The 16,142-nt window shown below is 68.7% G+C and carries 16 protein-coding genes; 4 read left to right on the top strand and 12 right to left on the bottom strand.

The window, feature by feature from the left end; translation table 11 throughout:
- Positions 1–56 precede the first annotated feature (56 nt).
- The 8 genes from tsaD to glmS form a co-directional block, all read right to left on the bottom strand.
- A complete protein-coding gene (gene tsaD, locus JOF45_RS01320; RefSeq protein ID WP_210047435.1) occupies positions 57–1,157 on the bottom strand; it encodes a tRNA (adenosine(37)-N6)-threonylcarbamoyltransferase complex transferase subunit TsaD in 1,101 nt (366 codons plus the stop codon).
- Positions 1,154–1,750, bottom strand: coding sequence for a ribosomal protein S18-alanine N-acetyltransferase (gene rimI / locus JOF45_RS01315; protein ID WP_245324100.1), 597 nt, complete (start codon positions 1,748–1,750; stop codon positions 1,154–1,156). Before rimI ends, tsaD begins: the two co-directional genes overlap by 4 nt.
- Positions 1,747–2,487 (bottom strand): tRNA (adenosine(37)-N6)-threonylcarbamoyltransferase complex dimerization subunit type 1 TsaB, encoded by a 741-nt coding sequence (gene tsaB / locus JOF45_RS01310; RefSeq protein ID WP_210047434.1) that lies wholly within the window; start codon positions 2,485–2,487, stop codon positions 1,747–1,749. Before tsaB ends, rimI begins: the two co-directional genes overlap by 4 nt.
- Positions 2,488–2,552: 65 nt before the next feature.
- Positions 2,553–3,179 carry a tRNA (adenosine(37)-N6)-threonylcarbamoyltransferase complex ATPase subunit type 1 TsaE gene (gene tsaE / locus JOF45_RS01305; RefSeq protein WP_210047433.1) on the bottom strand — a complete coding sequence of 209 codons (627 nt, stop codon included), beginning with the start codon at positions 3,177–3,179 and terminating at the stop codon, positions 2,553–2,555.
- Positions 3,176–4,474 carry an alanine racemase gene (gene alr, locus JOF45_RS01300; RefSeq protein ID WP_210047432.1) on the bottom strand — a complete coding sequence of 433 codons (1,299 nt, stop codon included), beginning with the start codon at positions 4,472–4,474 and terminating at the stop codon, positions 3,176–3,178. Before alr ends, tsaE begins: the two co-directional genes overlap by 4 nt.
- 95 nt (positions 4,475–4,569) lie before the next feature.
- Positions 4,570–6,027, bottom strand: a complete 1,458-nt coding sequence (locus JOF45_RS01295; RefSeq protein ID WP_210047431.1) for an NAD(P)H-hydrate dehydratase — start codon at positions 6,025–6,027, stop codon at positions 4,570–4,572.
- Positions 6,028–6,030: 3 nt separating this feature from the next.
- A complete protein-coding gene (locus JOF45_RS01290) occupies positions 6,031–6,381 on the bottom strand; it encodes a holo-ACP synthase (RefSeq protein ID WP_188684608.1) in 351 nt (116 codons plus the stop codon).
- A 12-nt stretch (positions 6,382–6,393) separates the two neighbouring features.
- Complete coding sequence (gene glmS / locus JOF45_RS01285; RefSeq protein ID WP_210047430.1) at positions 6,394–8,265, bottom strand: glutamine--fructose-6-phosphate transaminase (isomerizing); 1,872 nt, start codon at positions 8,263–8,265, stop codon at positions 6,394–6,396.
- 327 nt (positions 8,266–8,592) lie between these two features.
- Between glmS and coaA the strand changes: the two genes are divergently transcribed.
- Entirely contained in the window at positions 8,593–9,510 is a 918-nt protein-coding gene (gene coaA, locus JOF45_RS01280; protein ID WP_342591499.1) for a type I pantothenate kinase, read from the top strand.
- A gap of 2 nt (positions 9,511–9,512) precedes the next feature.
- Entirely contained in the window at positions 9,513–10,385 is an 873-nt protein-coding gene (locus JOF45_RS01275; RefSeq protein ID WP_210047429.1) for a M15 family metallopeptidase, read from the top strand.
- Positions 10,386–10,390: 5 nt separating this feature from the next.
- Here the strand turns inward: JOF45_RS01275 and mscL are convergent, their stop codons facing one another.
- On the bottom strand, positions 10,391–10,918 hold the full coding sequence (gene mscL / locus JOF45_RS01270; RefSeq protein WP_210047428.1) for a large conductance mechanosensitive channel protein MscL: 528 nt from the start codon (positions 10,916–10,918) through the stop codon (positions 10,391–10,393).
- Positions 10,919–11,029: 111 nt separating this feature from the next.
- On the opposite strand from mscL, the gene JOF45_RS01265 reads away from it, so the two are divergent.
- Entirely contained in the window at positions 11,030–11,815 is a 786-nt protein-coding gene (locus tag JOF45_RS01265; protein ID WP_210047427.1) for a M15 family metallopeptidase, read from the top strand.
- Positions 11,816–11,822: 7 nt separating this feature from the next.
- The gene (locus JOF45_RS01260; RefSeq protein ID WP_210047426.1) at positions 11,823–12,632 is read left to right on the top strand and encodes an aspartate dehydrogenase; all 810 of its coding nucleotides are present in this window, start codon (positions 11,823–11,825) and stop codon (positions 12,630–12,632) included.
- Positions 12,633–12,659: 27 nt separating this feature from the next.
- Here JOF45_RS01260 and glmM read toward each other — a convergent pair whose 3' ends face one another.
- The 3 genes from glmM to JOF45_RS01245 form a co-directional block, all read right to left on the bottom strand.
- Positions 12,660–14,027 (bottom strand): phosphoglucosamine mutase, encoded by a 1,368-nt coding sequence (glmM, locus tag JOF45_RS01255; protein ID WP_210047425.1) that lies wholly within the window; start codon positions 14,025–14,027, stop codon positions 12,660–12,662.
- A 202-nt stretch (positions 14,028–14,229) separates the two neighbouring features.
- Complete coding sequence (locus JOF45_RS01250) at positions 14,230–14,448, bottom strand: hypothetical protein (protein WP_210047424.1); 219 nt, start codon at positions 14,446–14,448, stop codon at positions 14,230–14,232.
- A gap of 148 nt (positions 14,449–14,596) precedes the next feature.
- Entirely contained in the window at positions 14,597–15,787 is a 1,191-nt protein-coding gene (locus JOF45_RS01245) for an IS30 family transposase (protein WP_425352346.1), read from the bottom strand.
- Positions 15,788–16,142 lie beyond the last annotated feature (355 nt).

Here is a 16,142-nt window from a genome sequence, read left to right as displayed (position 1 = left end):
AGCTCTGAGCCTCAGCAACAGCCCTGAGTCTCAGCAGCAGCTGATTGCGGCAACAGTCAGACGCTGATCCTCTGCACCGGCTGGCCGGGGTCGGCAGGGATGTCCAGCGCAGAGGGGCCGACGCCGGCGGCCACCAGCTGGGCGCCCAGCGCAGCCACCATCGCTCCGTTGTCGGTGCACAGCGGGATCGGCGGCACCCGCAGCTCGATGCCGGCCGCGGCACAGCGCTCGGCGAGCAGCTCACGCAGCCGGCGATTAGCCGCAACCCCTCCGCCCAGCAGCAGTGTGGTGATGCCGTGCTCCTGGGCCGCACGGAGCCCCTTGGCGGTCAGCACATCCACCACGGCCTCCTGGAAGCTGGCGGCGATATCGGCGGTGGGCACCGGCAGCCCTGCCTCCTCGAACTGCTCGATGGCCCGCGCCACAGCGGTCTTCAGCCCGGAGAAGGACCAGTTGTGCCGGTGCTTGCCGGGATTCTCCGCCGTTCCTACGAACTTGGGCATGGTCAGCCCGCGCGGGAAGGTGAACGCTGACGGGTCCCCCTCGGCCGCGGCCCGGTCGATGGCCGGACCGCCGGGATAGCCGAGCCCGAGCAGACGGGCCGTCTTGTCGTAGGCCTCGCCTGCGGCGTCGTCGATGGTCGAGCCCAGCAGCTCCACGTCATGGGTCAGCGAGCCGACCCTCAGGATCTCTGTGTGGCCGCCGGATACCAGCAGCGCGCCGGTGTTGGGCGGCAGCTCCTGGACCGCACCGTCCTGGTCATCCAACAGTCCGACGCCCACATGGGCCACCAGGTGGTTGACCCCATAGAGCGGCTTGCCGGAGGCCAGCGCCAGGCCCTTGGCTGAGGAGAGGCCCACCATCAGCGCACCGGCCAGTCCGGGCCCGGCGGTGACTGCGATGGCGTCGACATCCTCCAGCTCCACCCCGGCAGTCTCCAGCGCCCGGCGCAGGGTGGGCACGAAGGCTTCCAGATGCGCTCTCGCGGCGATCTCCGGGATGACGCCGCCGAAGCGCACGTGCTCCTCCATGGAGGAGGAGACGGTGTTGGCCAGCAGCTGGGTGCCGCGGACGATCCCCACGCCGGTCTCATCGCAGGAGGTCTCGATCCCGAGGACCAGGGGCTCTCTGGCCTCTGAGCTCTGCTGGACTGTCATCGCGCGCCTCCTGTGCTGCCGTTGCCGAAGGTCGCCGCCGTGGACGGGGCGTCGAGATCCTTCAGAGCCTTCTGCATGATCAGTGCGTCCTCACCGTCGAGGTAATAGCGCCGACGCGTGTGGATGTGCTCGAACCCCTCCCGGCGGTAGAGCGACTGGGCACCGGGATTATCGGCCCGGACCTCCAGGAGCACCTGGTCCGCGCGACGCCGCCGGGCCGCCTCGATGATGGTGCGCAGCAGCAGCGTGCCCACCCCTCCGCCCTGGGCCTCGGGGGCGACTGCGATGGTCTGGACGTCAGCGATCGGCAGCAGACACATCATGCCGGCATAGCCGATGACGCGCCCGGGCTCCGTCTCAGAGCCGGTGTCCTCGACCACCCAGTATTCGCGTGTGGCACGCTCCGGGGTGGCGGAGGGTACGGCGTGGGAGAGCTCATCCCAGAAGAAGCTCTCCGGCCAGGCATCGTGCGGGAAGAGGTGGTTCTCCAGCTCCAGCACCGCAGCGATGTCGGCGGCACCCATGGGACGAAGCGCCGTGCCCTCAGGCATGACTGGCCCCTCCGATGAGGAGGCGTCGGCGTCGTGGCTCATGCGCCGGCCCTCTTCATCTGCTGCGGCACTTTGGCGTCGGATTCCCGCAGGTAGAGCGGCAGCGGGTCACGCAGCTGGGCCGCACCGGAATCGACCAGCTGCGCGAGCTCCTCGGCATCGGGGAGCCACTGGTCAGCACCCTCGGGCAGGCCCTCGGCCAGATGGATCTGCTCGGCATAGAGCCCGACGCCGGCCCCGAGAGCCGGCAGCCCGGGGGCCTCCGCGGCGGCGGAGACATGGGGTCCGTCCAGCACCTGGAGGCTGACGGCTGGACCACTGCTGACGGCCGGACCACTGCTGACCGCCGGAGAGGAGCTCACAACCGGACCGGAGCCGTCGGTCTCGTGTGACTGCGCACGGTACTGCGCCCAGTAGATCTCCCGACGCCGCGCGTCGCTGGCGGCGAGGAACTCTCCGGTCAGACCCTGTGCGGCGGCTCGCAGCGCCAGCGAGTCCAGACTGCAGACCCCGTGCAGGGGCTTCTGCCAGACCTCAGCGAGGCTGTGCGCCAGGGCCAGGCCCACACGCAGACCGGTGAAGGGGCCGGGCCCCACACCGACGACGACGCCGTCCAGCCCCGCTCCCCCGGTTCCGGCCTCGGCCAGCGTCCCCTGCACAGCGGTGGCCAGGACTTCGGCGTGGGTGTTGGTCTCTGCGGTCCGCCAGGAGGCGAGGATCTGCCCGTCATGGATGACGGCGGCGGAGGCTCCGGCGGAGGAATCGATGGCGAGAAGCACCCCACCATGATATCGGTCCAGGCTGAGCGGCCGCCTGCCGGCGGAACAGGCGTTGTCGCGAGCGTTCAGCCGCGGCGGACCGAGGCGGGAGGGGCCGGGAAGTCCGGCCCGTAGCCGCGCAGCACCGCCCGGCGCGGAGTGCCGAGGATGTCCTCCTCGGACTCGGAGAAGTCAGTGATGATCTGTGGTTCCGCGCCGGGGCCCGAGGACTCAGCAGCTGGTGCGTCGCCGGCGTCGTCCCTGATCAGCTCGAGGTCCAGCCAGGACCCGCCTTCGCCCACCAGAGCGTGCTCCACCAGCCCGCGGCCCCACTCGATCACTGTCACCGAGCCGCTCAGAGTCGAGAGCAGATCCAGCGACTCCAGGCCTTCGGCATCGGTCCGGTAGGCGTCCACGTGGACCAGGTCCGGACCGTCCTGCGCGCTGGGGTGGATGCGGCTGAGCACGAAGGTCGGCGAGCTGACCGGTCCGGTCACGCCGAGCCCTTCGGCCAGGCTCTGGGTGAAAGTGGTCTTCCCTGCTCCGAGTCCGCCGGTGAGCACCAGCAGCGTTCCTGCGGGAAGCACAGCGGCCAGGCTGTGGGCCAGGCGCTGCGTGGACTCCAGATCCGCCAGCGGAATCCGAAGGACCCAGTTCTCTCCGGGCAGCGGTGCTTCCGGCCCGTCTTCCGGTGCGGTCGCCTGGGGAGTCATCGCGCCGCCTCCCGCTGCTGGACTTCACCATCCGGCTGGACTTCCCCGTCCGGCTGCACCGCGCTGTCCGGCTGGCTCTCCCGATGAGCCAGGGTCTCCGGCTCCGGCTGGTCCTCCTGCTGGGCACGGTCTGCCGGTGCCTGCTGGTCCAGGGCGCTGTCGCGGACGATCCGAGGGACGCGACCGCCGACCCGGGTGATGATCTCGTAGTTGATGGTCTGAGCGGCCGCACCCCAGTCCGCGGCGGAGAGACCCGACTCGCCGCCGAAGAGGACGACGTCGTCGCCGACCTGGACCTCGGTGTCCGGCTCCTCCAGATCCACCACGAACTGGTCCATCGCCACGCGTCCCACGGAGCGGTAGACCCTGTCCCCGATGCGGACCGGCGCGTCCACAGCGATGCGCGGCACGCCGTCGCCGTAGCCCAGCGGAATGAGACCCAGCGCCGTCGGGCGGTCCACCCGGTGGGTCAGCCCGTAGCTGATCCCCTGCCCGGCGGGCACACGCTTGACGTTGGCCACTGTGGTCCGCAGCTCCATCGCCGGCTTCAGCCCCAAGTCCTCCCCGGTCCGGTCAGCGAAGGGGCTCTGCCCATAGACGCCGACACCGACGCGCACCATGTCGAAGTGAGCGTCCGGGCGGGACATGGCGGCGGGAGTGTTGGCCGCATGACGCAGGTCCGGGGTGATGCCGACCTCCTCCGCCGCGGCCACCGCCTCCCGGAAGAGGCTCAGCTGCTCGTCGGTCTCGCGGCGGTCCGGCTCATCAGCCACCGCCAGGTGGGTGAAGATGCCTTCCACGCTGATCAGGCCGCTCTCCTGATGGGCGGCGGCGGCCCGCAGCAGCTCGGGCCATTTCTCGCGGGTGCAGCCGTTGCGGCCCAGGCCGGTGTCGATCTTCAGGTGCACATGGGCGGGGGTCTGCAGTGCGGCGGCGGCCTCCGCCACAGCCTCGATCTCCCAACCGGAGATGCCCAGGGCGATGTGCCGCTCCACTGCCGTGGTGAAGTCGGTGTCCGGGGTGTGCAGCCAGGCGAGGAGAGGAGCTTCGATCCCGGCCTCGCGCAGCTCGAGGGCCTCGGACACGTGCGCGGTGCCCAGCCAGTCGGCGCCGCCGTCGAGGGCCGCGTGAGCAGCGGTGAGCGCGCCGTGACCGTAGCCGTCGGCCTTGACCGCCACCATGACCTTGGCAGGAGAGACCGCCGCAGCGATGGTGCGGACGTTATGCCTGATCGCAGCGGGGTCGATGATCGCTGCGCGCTCCAGACCCTCGAGCGGGCCGCCGGTAGAACTCATGGACTCCACTCTACGAGACCCGGCCTGCCGGATCGGGGTGCCGCCCCCTCCGGCCCTCGGATCGACGTGTTCGGCTCAGAGACGCTCGTCGGCGGTCAGGCTCTCAGCCCCGCCATGAGCGCGGAGGCGCCGAACCGGCCCTGACCGTTCGGGTCCACACGCTGGGCCGCCTGAGCATGCAGGCCCACAGCGAGCACCGCGCCCTCGGCGACGGTCAGCCGGTCCTGCTGCGTGGCCAGCACGGCGCCGAGCACACCGCTGAGGACATCGCCGCTGCCGGCCGTCGCCAGACCGGGGGCCTGGGCACGGTGCAGCAGCGTCTCCGCGCCCGGAGAGGCGATCACAGTGGTGGCCCCTTTGAGCAGCACAGTGGCCCCGGTGCCCTCGGCCAGAGCCTCGGCGGCCGCGACAGGGTCAGAGCTGAGCAGCTCGTCCGCTTCAGCGAGTCCGAGGCCCTGCGCCAGGCGCCGGGCCTCTCCCACATGCGGAGTCAGCAGCACCTCGGTCCGCAGCGTGAGCTCCGGCACCAGCGTCAGGGCCGAAGCATCCACCACGCAGGGCAGCGCCCGGCGCACCGCTTCATCGATCGTTGCCGAGGCCGCCTCCAGCTGGGCGGCCTGGTCTCCCAGTCCAGGTCCGACGACGACCGCGCGGGCCTTCTCCAGCCGATCCTCGGACCCCGCCCCGTCGGCAACCCCCACCACCTCTGGGGAGGCGGCGAGCACCTGATGGCGGACCTCTTCAGCGGCCTCGAGGGTGACCATCCCGACGCCGGTGTTCAGCGCCGCACCCACAGTCAGCTGTGCGGCTCCCGGGTACTGCGGGGACCCGGCCAAGACATGGACCGTTCCTCGGGAGTATTTGTGATCGGTGCTCTGCGGCGGCCTCCAGGAGGAGGCAGGGTCCCAGTCCGGCGAGAGCAGCTGCGCACGCGGCGTCGGGAGGTGATCTCCCAACCCGATGTCGACTGTGTGGAGACGGCCGCTGAGGTGTCCGCCGTCGCCGGCCAGCAGACCGAGCTTCAGCCCGCCGAAGGTGACCGTATGGTCGGCCGCCGGTGCCGAACCGCGGACCTCACCGGTGTCGGCGTCGACTCCGGAGGGCAGGTCGCAGGCGATCACCACGGCCGCTTCAGGCAGCTGCGGGGCGCCGAACTCGCCGCTGAAGCCGGTGCCGAGGACGGCGTCGATCACGACATCGGCCTGGCCCGGGATCTCGTCGACCACCCGTCCGCCGGCCTGCAGGAACGCCTGCAGCGCCTCCTGGTGGGCGCGCCCGCGGGCGAGCACCGCGGTGGCCTCGACCCCGCGCCGCCGCAGGAAGGTCAGGGCCCAGAGGCCGTCGCCCCCGTTGTTCCCGGAGCCGATCAGCCCCGCGACCCGGGCTCCGTAGACGGCCCCGCGCTCACGCAGCAGGTTCAGCACAGCCGCGGCCAGCCCCCAGGAGGCTCCGCGCATGAGCTCGGGCCCCTGCCCGGACTCCAGCAGGGGCCTCTCCGCCGCACGCACCTGGTCCCCGGTGTAGACAGGGAGCAGAGGCAGAGCTGAGGTCATGGGTCAGCCTTCGGCGACCACCATGGCGGTGGCGACGTCGCCGTCGTGGGAGAGGGAGAGATGCCAGCTCTTCACACCGCGCTGCTCGGCGACGGCGGCCACGGTGCCCTCCACGTGGACCTGCGGGGCGCCGGCGGCGTTGAGCACCACCTGACAGTCCTGCCAGTTCATGCCGGCCGGGGCGCCGAGGGCCTTGGCCACAGCTTCCTTGGCGGCGAAGCGCGCGGCCAGGGAACGGGTGTTGAGCTCACGCTCGGCGGGGACGAAGAGCCGCTCGCGCAGGGCCGGGGCCCTGCGCAGCTGCTGCTCGAAGCGAGTGACCAGAACGACGTCGACGCCGATCCCGACGATCATGTGCCCCTCCGCTCACTCCACCGTGACGGACTTGGCCAGATTGCGCGGCTGGTCCACGTCGTAGCCCTTCTCCGCAGCCAGCGCGCAGGCGAAGATCTGCAGAGGCACCGTGGTCAGCAGCGGCATCAGCAGCGGCTGAGTCTCCGGCACGTGGAAGACCGTCTCAGAGAACTCGCGCACAGCCTCGTCCCCCTCCTCGGCCACGGTGATGGTCTTGGCGCCGCGGGCGCGGACCTCCTGGATGTTGGAGACCACCTTGGAGTGCAGCGAGTGGCGGCCGTGCGGCGAGGGCACGACGACGAACACCGGCTGGCCCTCCTCGATCAGCGCGATCGGGCCGTGCTTGAGCTCGCCGGCGGCGAATCCCTCGGCGTGGATGTAGGCCAGCTCCTTGAGCTTGAGAGCGCCCTCCATGGCCACCGGGAAGCCGACGTGGCGGCCCAGGAACAGCACCGAGGGGGTGTCGGCCATCCGGCGGGCCAGGTCCTTGATCTGGTCGGCGTTGTCCAGGATGGTCTGGATCTTGGACGGGATGCTGTGCAGGTCGGCAAGGATGTCCTTGATCTGGCCGGTGAACAGCTGGCCGCGCAGCTGGCCCAGGTAGAGGCCCAGCAGGTAGGAGGCGGTGACCATGGCCAGGAAGGCCTTGGTGGAGGCCACTGCGATCTCCGGGCCGGCGTGCAGGTAGAGCACGGCGTCGGACTCGCGCGGGATGGTGGATCCGTTGGTGTTGCAGATGGCCAGGGTCCGGGCGCCCTGCTCCTTGGCGTAGCGGACGGCCATGAGGGTGTCCATGGTCTCGCCGGACTGGGAGATGGAGACCACCAGAGTGGTCTCGTCGATGATCGGGTCGCGGTAGCGGAACTCGTGGGCGAGCTCCACCTCCACGGGAATGCGGGTCCAGTGCTCGATCGCGTACTTGGCGACCTGACCGGCGTAGGCGGCGGTGCCGCAGGCCAGCACGATGATCTTGGAGGTGTTCTTCAGCTCCTCCGGATCGATGCGCAGCTCATCCAGGGCCAGGCGGCCCTCGGCGTCGGTGCGCCCCAGCAGGGTCTCCTCCACGGCCTTGGGCTGCTCGTTGATCTCCTTCTCCATGAAGGAGTCATAGCCGCCCTTCTCCGCGGCGGAGGCGTCCCAGTCGATGTGGAAGCGCTTGCCCTCAGCGGAGGAGCCGTCGAAGTTGATGATGGTCACGTCATCGGTGGTGATGGTGACGATCTGGTCCTGCTCCAGCTCGACGGCCTCACGAGTGAAGTCGATGAAGCCGGAGACGTCGGATCCCAGGAAGTTCTCGCCCTCGCCCAGGCCGATGACCAGCGGGGAGTTGCGGCGGGAGGCGACCACCCGGTCGGGCTGATCGGCGTGGACGGCCAGCAGGGTGAAGGCACCCTCGAGCTCGTTGGAGGCCAGGCGCATGGCCTCGGTGAGGTCGCCCTGGGCCTCACCGGCGAAGAACCGGCCGATCAGCTTGGCTGCGACCTCGGTGTCCGTCTGGGACTCGAAGGTGTGACCCTCGGCCCGCAGCTTCTCCTTGAGCTCGGCGAAGTTCTCGATGATTCCGTTGTGGATCACGGCGAGCTTGGCCTCGTCGGCCAGGTGCGGGTGCGCGTTCTGGTCGGTGGGGCCGCCGTGGGTGGCCCAGCGGGTGTGACCGATGCCCAGCGAGGCGGGAGCCACCGGGGACTCCTCGATCTCGTTGATGAGGTTCACCAGCTTCCCGGACTTCTTCCGAGCTTCGACCCGACCTCCGGTGACCGTTGCCACACCGGCAGAGTCATAGCCGCGGTACTCCAAGCGCCGCAGCCCTTCCAACAACACGTCCAGAGCCTGATGCTCAGCAGACTTCTCCGGCAGACCGATGTAGCCAACAATTCCACACATGCCTTCTAGGGTACCGCGGGAATCGGGTGCGGACTCACTCCGACGCCGGGACGGTCCCTGTGCCCGGCTGCGGCCCGTCCTGCCCGCCGCCGGCTCTCCGCCTCGGGCTCCGGGCCCGCGCCCGCACCGCAGCAGGTCCGGTATCGTGTCAGCGTGTCACTCCACTCACCTGACGAGGGGCCCCGCGAGGGCGACGGGCTGCCGCCTGCCGAACGCCGTGCCCCCACGACGGCGACCGGCCCGATCCCGGCGGTCTATGCGAACACCGCCCCGTGGGCGAGCTCCCCTCCCTTCGAAGAGGACCCCCACACGTCCTACTCCCCCTTCGTGGAGCTGGACCGACAAGCCTGGTCCCGGCTGGCCGACACCATCGAACAGCCGCTGAACCAGAACGACGTCGACCGCCTGCGCGGCATCGGTGAGCACCTCTCCCTCAATGAGGTCGAACAGATCTACCTGCCGCTGTCCCGGCTGCTCTCCATCTACGTGGAGAACGCCGCCCAGCTGCGCGCCTCGGCCAACGACTTCCTCGGGGAGCAGACCCGGCGCACCCCCTTCGTGATCGGCGTGGCCGGATCCGTCGCCGTCGGGAAGTCCACCACGGCGCGTGTGCTGCAGGAGATGCTGCGCCGCTGGCCCTCCACTCCGCGGGTGGAGCTGGTGACCACCGACGGCTTCCTCTACCCCAATGCGGAGCTGCAGCGCCGCGGGATCATGGACCGCAAAGGCTTCCCGGAGGCCTATGACCGCCGGGCCCTGCTGCGCATGGTCTCGGAGGTGAAGTCGGGCAAGCCGGAGGTCACCGCACCGAAGTACTCCCACCTGAAGTACGACATCATCCCGGATGAGAAGGTCGTGGTGCGCCGTCCCGATGTGCTGATCGTGGAAGGACTCAACGTGCTCCAGCCCGCCCGGGTCCGTGAGGACGGCACCACCGGGCTGGCGCTGAGCGACTTCTTCGACTTCTCCATCTACGTGGATGCCAAGCAGCGTCACATCGAGCAGTGGTACGTGGACCGGTTCATGCGCTGGCGCTACGGCGCCTTCGCCGACCCGGAGAGCTACTTCCACCAGTACTCGTATCTCAGCGATGACGAGGCACGCGCGCGCGCCACCGACATCTGGCAGCGCATCAACGGGCCCAACCTGCGGGAGAACATCCAGCCCACTCGGTCCCGGGCCCGCCTGGTGATGTCCAAGGGTGAGGACCATTCGGTGTCCAGAGTGCTGCTGAGGAAGGTCTGACCATGGAATCTGCAGGACTGCGCCGACGCCGAACCTCTCTCCTGCTGGGCGCCTCAGGCGCCGCGCTGGCCCTGCTGGTCGCCTGCTCGAACCCAGATTCGGCCGGGCCCTCTCAGGGCCCCACCGCACCGACGACGCCGGCCGCCACAGCCTCCGAGCCGGACCCTGAGCCCAGCCCGCAGCCCGAACCGACCCCGGAGCGGGCCAGCGACCCCTCGTGGGACCCGCACTCCATCCATGTGCTGGTCAACCCGCAGAATCCGCTGGATCCGCTGGACTACGAGCCCCATGACCTGGTGGAGCCGGACGTACGGATCACCACGGAGACTCCGCAGCTGCTGCGCGAAGAGTCGGCCGAGGCGCTGGAGGAGCTCTTCGCCGCGATCCGAGCCGAGGGCATGGAGCTTGCGATGACCAGCGCCTACCGCTCCTATGACCAGCAGTGGGCGATCTACGAGGACCGCGCCGCGGAGTACGGCACCGAATCGACCGATGAGGCCATGGCCCGTCCCGGCCATTCCGAGCACCAGACCGGCCTGGCCGCCGATGTCATCTCCATCGACAATCCCGACTGCATCCACGGCGACTGCTTCGCCGAGACTCCAGAGGGCCGGTGGGTGGCCGAGAACGCCCATGAGTCCGGATTCGTCATCCGCTACCCGGAGGGTGCTGAAGACATCACCGGCTACCAGTACGAGCCGTGGCATCTGCGCTATGTGGGCGTGGACACCGCCCAGGAGGTCTTCGAAGAGGACGTGACCCTCGAGGAGTACTGGGAGCAGCCGGCCGCGGCTGAATACAGCCCGAGCCAGGAGGATCCGCAGGAGGGCCCAGCGGAGGACTCTGAGGACGCGGAGGGCTCAGCGCAGATCTGAGCGGGTCATTCGCCCCAGACGATGCCCTTGGCCTTGCCGAGCAGGCCCTTGCCGCCCTTCTCCTCCTCAGCCTTGGCGGCTTCCTCCTCGGCCCTGCGCTCAGCCTCCACCAGAGACGCGATGTAGGCCGGGTTGGTGACCTCGGTCTGGGCCTTGAGCTGGTCGCGGATCTCCTTCAGGAGGGTGATGTTCTCCTCCTCTTCCACCTCAGGCTCGCCGAGGGCCTTGCTGCGGGCCGCGATCATCTTGTTCATCGGCATGATGACCACGAAGTAGATCGCTGCGGCGATGAGCACGAAGTTCACCACAGTGGTCAGCAGCACGCCGAACTGGATGGGCGGGCCGTCCAGGACACGCACCACTGCGAACTCGTCGAAGTCAGGCTCGCCCCCGACCAACGAGGCGACCAGCGGCATGAGCACGCTCTCCACGAGTGCGTTGACCACCGCGCCGAACGCCGTGCCGATGACGACCGCAGTGGCAAGATCGATGACGTTGCCCTGCATGAGGAAATCTTTGAAACCCTTGAGCATGGGATCAGTCTAAGGCGATCTCTCCGCCAGGTGAGGCATCCCGAGCTCAGACTCGCAGAGCGGATGTTCCCACCGGTCCCCGGGCGATCCGAGACGCGATACCCTGTCCGCATGCGCCGTTCACTGCTCAGCACAGCCGCCGCCGGGACCCTGCTTCTGACTGCGGCCTGCGGTGCGGATGAGGAGCCGACCCAGGGAGACCCAGCGCAGCAGCAGTCGGCCCCCGAGCAGGATGCGGACCAGGCTCCGGACTCAGATCCAGACTCGGACGACGACGCCGGCTCCGCCCCTGCCAGCGAGGCCTCCTGGGACCCAGCCTCCCTCCATGTGCTGGTCAATAAGGCCGACCCGCTGGATCCGGCCGATCACGTGCCCTCGGATCTGACGCCGGTGACGGCCCCCGCCGACCATGAGGACGTGCAGATGCGTCAGGAGCCGGCGGAGGCTTTGGAGGAGTTGTTCTCTGCGGCCTCAGCCGATGAGATCCCGCTGGTGGTCGCCAGCGCCTATCGCAGCTACGACTACCAGAGCACCGTCTACCAGGGGCACGTCGACAACCTGGGTCAAGAGGCCGCCGACGAGGTCTCTGCCCGGCCCGGCCACTCGGAGCATCAGACCGGTTTGGCGGTGGATCTCTCCTATCCGGGCAATGAGGACTGTCACCTGCGGACCTGCTTCGGGGAGACGCCCACCGGAATCTGGCTGGCAGAGAACGCCCACGAGCACGGTTTCATCATCCGATACCCCGAAGGTTCCCAGGAGATCACCGGCTTCTCCTACGAGCCTTGGCATCTGCGCTACGTGAGCGAGGCGACGGCCGCCGATGTGGCCGACCAGGGCGTGACGCTGGAAGAGTATTGGGATCAGCCCGCGGCCCCTGACTATGAGGATGCCTGATCGCAGGATGAGCACCCCGGCAGAGATCGCCGTCCTCGGCATGGGCGCGATGGGCCGCACGGTCCTCAGCGCGCTGCGGACCCGGCTGCCTGAGGCCGGGTTCAGCTTCTACGAGCGCCCCGGACGGGTCGGACCGCTGAGCCAGGAGCTGGGGCTCCCCTGCTACGACGACGTCGGCGAGCTCCTCGGAACCCAGCGCCGCCCGGATCTGGTCGTGGAGTGCGCTGGCCACCGGGCGGTGGCCGAGCTGGTCCCTGAGGTGCTGGAGGCCGGAGTCGACGTCGTGCTGGTCTCTCTGGGATCGCTCAGCGATGACGCGCTGCGGACGCGGCTGATGAGCGCTGCCGAGCGGTCCGGCGCCTCGGTCCGGCTGGTCTCCGGGGCGGTGGGAGGCTTGGACGCACTTCGCTCAGCGGTGCTGGCCGGTGTGGACTCCGTGGTCTACGAGGGCCGGAAGCCGCCCGAGGCGTGGAAGGGCTCCCCGGCCGAGCAGGCCTGCACTCTGGATGAGCTCACAGCGGCTGCCGTGTTCTTCTCCGGCACGGCCCGGCAGGCGTCCGAGCAGTACCCCAAGAACGCGAACGTCACCGCCGCCGTCGCGCTGGCCGGACTGGGGCTCGATGAGACAGAGGTCCGACTGATCGCGGACCCGGACGCCGAGCAGAACTCGCACACCCTGTACGTGCAGGGCCGAGCCGGCGGGTTCAGCATCACGCTGTGGAACAACCCGCTGCCGCAGAACCCGAAGACCTCCTGGCTGGCCGCGCTCAGCGCCGAAGAAGCGGTGCTGAACCAGACGCTGCCGCTGCGGTTCTGAACCGGACGCCGGCCGCTTCGGCTCGGCTCAGAGAGCGAGCTGGGCCTGGACGACTTCGGCCAGGACGGAAGCCTCGGAGTCAGCGATGGCGGCGGTCTCCGCCTCCACCATCACGCGCACCACCGGTTCCGTGCCGGAGGGGCGCAGCAGGACACGGCCCTTCTCCCCCAGGCGGGACTCGGCAGCGGCCACAGCCTCCAGCACGGCGTCGTGGCTCTTGGCCTTGGCCTTGTCCACACCCTTGACGTTGACCAGCACCTGCGGCAGGCGCTCCATGGCCTCCTCCGCCAGCTCACGCAGCGACTTGCCGGTGGCCGCGACCCGCGCGGCCAGCTGCAGCCCGGTCAGCAGGCCGTCACCGGTGGTGGCGTAGTCGGAGAAGATCAGATGACCGGACTGCTCACCGCCCAGGGAGTAGCCGCCGCCTCGCATCGCCTCGAGCACGTAGCGGTCACCCACCGCAGTCTCCACCAGCTCGATGCCGGCCGCAGCCATACCCAGCTTCAGACCCAGGTTGGACATCACCGTGACCACCAGCGTGTCATCGGTCAGCCCGCCGGTCTCCTTCAGCGCCCGGGCCAGCACACCCATGATCTGGTCGCCGTCGACGACCTCGCCGGTGTGATCCACCGCCAGGCAGCGGTCGGCGTCGCCGTCGTGGGCGATGCCGAGATCAGCACTGTGCTCGACCACTGCCGCCTGCAGCTTCTCCAGATGGGTGGAGCCGTAGCCGTCGTTGATGTTGAGCCCATCGGGCTCGGCACCGATCACCACGACCTCGGCGCCGGCGGCCGCGAAGGCCTCCGGCGAGCAGCCCGAGGCGGCACCGTGGGCGCAGTCCAGCACGACGCGCAGCCCCTTCAGCGACACCTCGCCCAGAGACTTCAGCAGGTGGACCACATAGCGGTCCTCAGCGTCGGAGAAGCGCTGGACCCTGCCCACGTCACCGCCGGTCGGGCGCGGGGGCTCCTGCCCCATCTGAGCCTCGATCTCGTCCTCGACGGCGTCGTCGAGCTTATGTCCGCCGCGGGCCAGGAACTTGATGCCGTTGTCCGGGGCTGCGTTGTGAGAGGCGGAGATCATCACGCCGAAGTCAGCGTCGATGTCTCCGACCAGGAAGGCCGCAGCCGGGGTGGGCAGCACGCCGGCGTCGTAGACGTCCACGCCGGAGGCGGCCAGGCCTGCCTCCACCGCCGAGGAGATGAACTCCCCGGAGACGCGCGGATCCCGGGCCACCACAGCCACAGGGCGCCGGCCCTCGGCCGCTCGCTCGGGGCTGATCCGCCGGTGCCCCAGCACCACTGCAGCTGCCTGAGACAGCTTCAACGCCACCTCCGCGGTCAGCAGCTCATTGGCCACGCCGCGCACGCCATCGGTACCGAATAGTCTCGCCATGATGGCTCAGTCTACTGGGGCACAGACGAAAATCCCCGCCGGTCGGACCTGACGGGGATTTTCGTGTTGAAGCTGTGATCAACGCCTCCAGCACCGTGCCCAGGGCGTCGACGCCGAGTGGACGGCGACCTCCAGCAGGTGGGGATACCTGTCAGATGGGGACACCTGTCAGGTGGGGACGTCGGACCTCAGCTGCTCAGGATCACTCCATCGTGCCGGTGAGCTCACCTTCGACGGGGTCGCCGTCGCGCTCGCCCTGGTCGTCACGGGGAGTGAAGTCTGCCGAGACGGTGAAGTCCTCACCGGGCTGGTGGAGGATGACCTCGCCCACCGAGTACTGCTCGCCGGTGCCCAACTCGTAGGCGTCGCCGCCCAGGTTGTCGCTGTTGACGCCGTTGTCGTTGGGGCGCGATCTGCGCACATCCGGGCGCAGAGCACACAGGGCAGATCGCCGACGCCGTCTGATCCGGGCACGAGGTAAATACAGGGCAGGCACGGCACGCGGATCGCCCCGCGCTTTTCCTGAGATTCGGCGGCGGATTCGAGTGGTTGTCGCAACAACAGTGAACTCAGCTGGTCGTGAGCAACTCTTTCATGCGGTCTGCGGGACTGTCCCATCCCAATGTCTTCCTAGGCCTGCCGTTGAGCTTGTTCGCGACCAGCTCCAGATCCTCTGGGCCATGGACTGAAAGATCAGTTCCCTTAGGGAAGTACTGGCGAAGCAACCCGTTGGTGTTCTCATTCGATCCCCGCTGCCAGGGTGAAGCCGGGTCACAGAAGTAGATCGGAAGATCAGCAGCCACGCTGATCGTGTGATGAGCGGCCATCTCGGCTCCCTGATCCCACGTCAGCGAACCGCGAAGATGCTCAGGAAGCGTCTTCATCCGCTGGGTCAGCGCGGCCGCGACCGTCTGGGCGGTGTGATCACCAGGAAGATGGCAGAGCATCACAAACCGGGTATGACGCTCCACCAAAGTCGCGATCGCGGACTTACTGCCAGCACCGATGATCAGGTCTCCTTCCCAGTGCCCCGGCACTGCCCGGTCCTCGACCTCAGCAGGACGCTGGCTGATCATGACCATCTGCCCACCCAGACTCCGGGATCTGCGCTGGTCACCGGCAGGCTTGCGCATCGCCCGACCAGTGCGCAGCGCGGCTTGGACTTCACGCTTCAATCCACCACGAGCCTGTAGGTACAGGGCCTGGTAGATCGTTTCGTGGCACACACGCATCTCCTGATCTTCGGGGAACTCTTCAGCGAGCTTTCCACTGATCTGCTCCGGGGACCATTCCAGCTGCAGCTTGTCCCAGACGTAGGCGAAGATCCGGCTGCCAGGCACCAGTTTCCTGGGCTTGGGCCGTGCCCGCCGGTCGACGCTCTGCTGATGAGCGAGGTACGGGTGGTAGAGGCCTCTGTGGCTGTTGCGGGTGACCTCTCGGCTGATCGTTGAACGGCTCCGTCCCAGCTCAGCAGCGATCTGAGCGTAGGAACAGCCTCGTCGCAGCAGGTCAGAGATCGCGAGTCTGTCTGCCGCGTTGAGGTACCGCCGGTGAGTCGCGGGCGCGGCGGGATCAGGGAAGGTGCTGTGCATCTTCTTGTTATACCCATTGGGCGCACTCTGACGGTCCCAATTCCGCGCCGATCGCGCAGATGCACCGACTCGTTGGGCAGCCTCTGCACGGCTGAATCCCTCTAACCGCAGTCGATGGTACTCATCTCTGCGTGGATGCGCCCGGCCGGGACGTACCAGGTGATACATCCCGGCGGCTCTGACCCAGTCAGACAAGGTCCTGGCAGAGACTCCGGTCTCAGCTGCGACTGCAGCTAGGTTTGGGGTCTGGCCGAAGCGGTGAAGGCAGTCAGCCTTCACCGCTTCGGTATAAGGCTCTCCTCGGGAGGGTTCGCGTGCGGGCATCGCAACTCCTGAACGGTCAGGTCGTTGCGACGTTCACTAGAACCCGAGGGCCGAAATCGCCGTTCTCCAGGAAGATTCCGGGGCGATCCGAGGTGAGCGCAGGTGATCGCGCCCCGCAGGCCGCAGACACGAAGAGGCCCGCACCCTGCAGACGAATCTGCGAGGTGCGGGCCTCTTCTGCGAAACCGCCGACCCGGTA

This window comes from Nesterenkonia lacusekhoensis, from assembly GCF_017876395.1.
Classification (GTDB): domain Bacteria; phylum Actinomycetota; class Actinomycetes; order Actinomycetales; family Micrococcaceae; genus Nesterenkonia; species Nesterenkonia lacusekhoensis.
Note: the sequence above shows the minus strand (reverse complement) of the source record. Positions and strands in the feature narration are given on the sequence as shown.

Coding starts and splice junctions, on each gene's coding strand:
- tsaD (WP_210047435.1), bottom strand. CDS start 1,157: ATGACAGTCCAGCAGAGCTCAGAGGCCAGAGAGCCCCTGGTCCTCGGG.
- rimI (WP_245324100.1), bottom strand. CDS start 1,750: ATGAGCCACGACGCCGACGCCTCCTCATCGGAGGGGCCAGTCATGCCT.
- tsaE (WP_210047433.1), bottom strand. CDS start 3,179: ATGACTCCCCAGGCGACCGCACCGGAAGACGGGCCGGAAGCACCGCTG.
- alr (WP_210047432.1), bottom strand. CDS start 4,474: ATGAGTTCTACCGGCGGCCCGCTCGAGGGTCTGGAGCGCGCAGCGATC.
- JOF45_RS01295 (WP_210047431.1), bottom strand. CDS start 6,027: ATGACCTCAGCTCTGCCTCTGCTCCCTGTCTACACCGGGGACCAGGTG.
- JOF45_RS01290 (WP_188684608.1), bottom strand. CDS start 6,381: ATGATCGTCGGGATCGGCGTCGACGTCGTTCTGGTCACTCGCTTCGAG.
- glmS (WP_210047430.1), bottom strand. CDS start 8,265: ATGTGTGGAATTGTTGGCTACATCGGTCTGCCGGAGAAGTCTGCTGAG.
- JOF45_RS01275 (WP_210047429.1), top strand. CDS start 9,513: ATGGAATCTGCAGGACTGCGCCGACGCCGAACCTCTCTCCTGCTGGGC.
- mscL (WP_210047428.1), bottom strand. CDS start 10,918: ATGCTCAAGGGTTTCAAAGATTTCCTCATGCAGGGCAACGTCATCGAT.
- JOF45_RS01265 (WP_210047427.1), top strand. CDS start 11,030: ATGCGCCGTTCACTGCTCAGCACAGCCGCCGCCGGGACCCTGCTTCTG.
- JOF45_RS01260 (WP_210047426.1), top strand. CDS start 11,823: ATGAGCACCCCGGCAGAGATCGCCGTCCTCGGCATGGGCGCGATGGGC.
- glmM (WP_210047425.1), bottom strand. CDS start 14,027: ATGGCGAGACTATTCGGTACCGATGGCGTGCGCGGCGTGGCCAATGAG.
- JOF45_RS01245 (WP_425352346.1), bottom strand. CDS start 15,787: ATGTATCACCTGGTACGTCCCGGCCGGGCGCATCCACGCAGAGATGAG.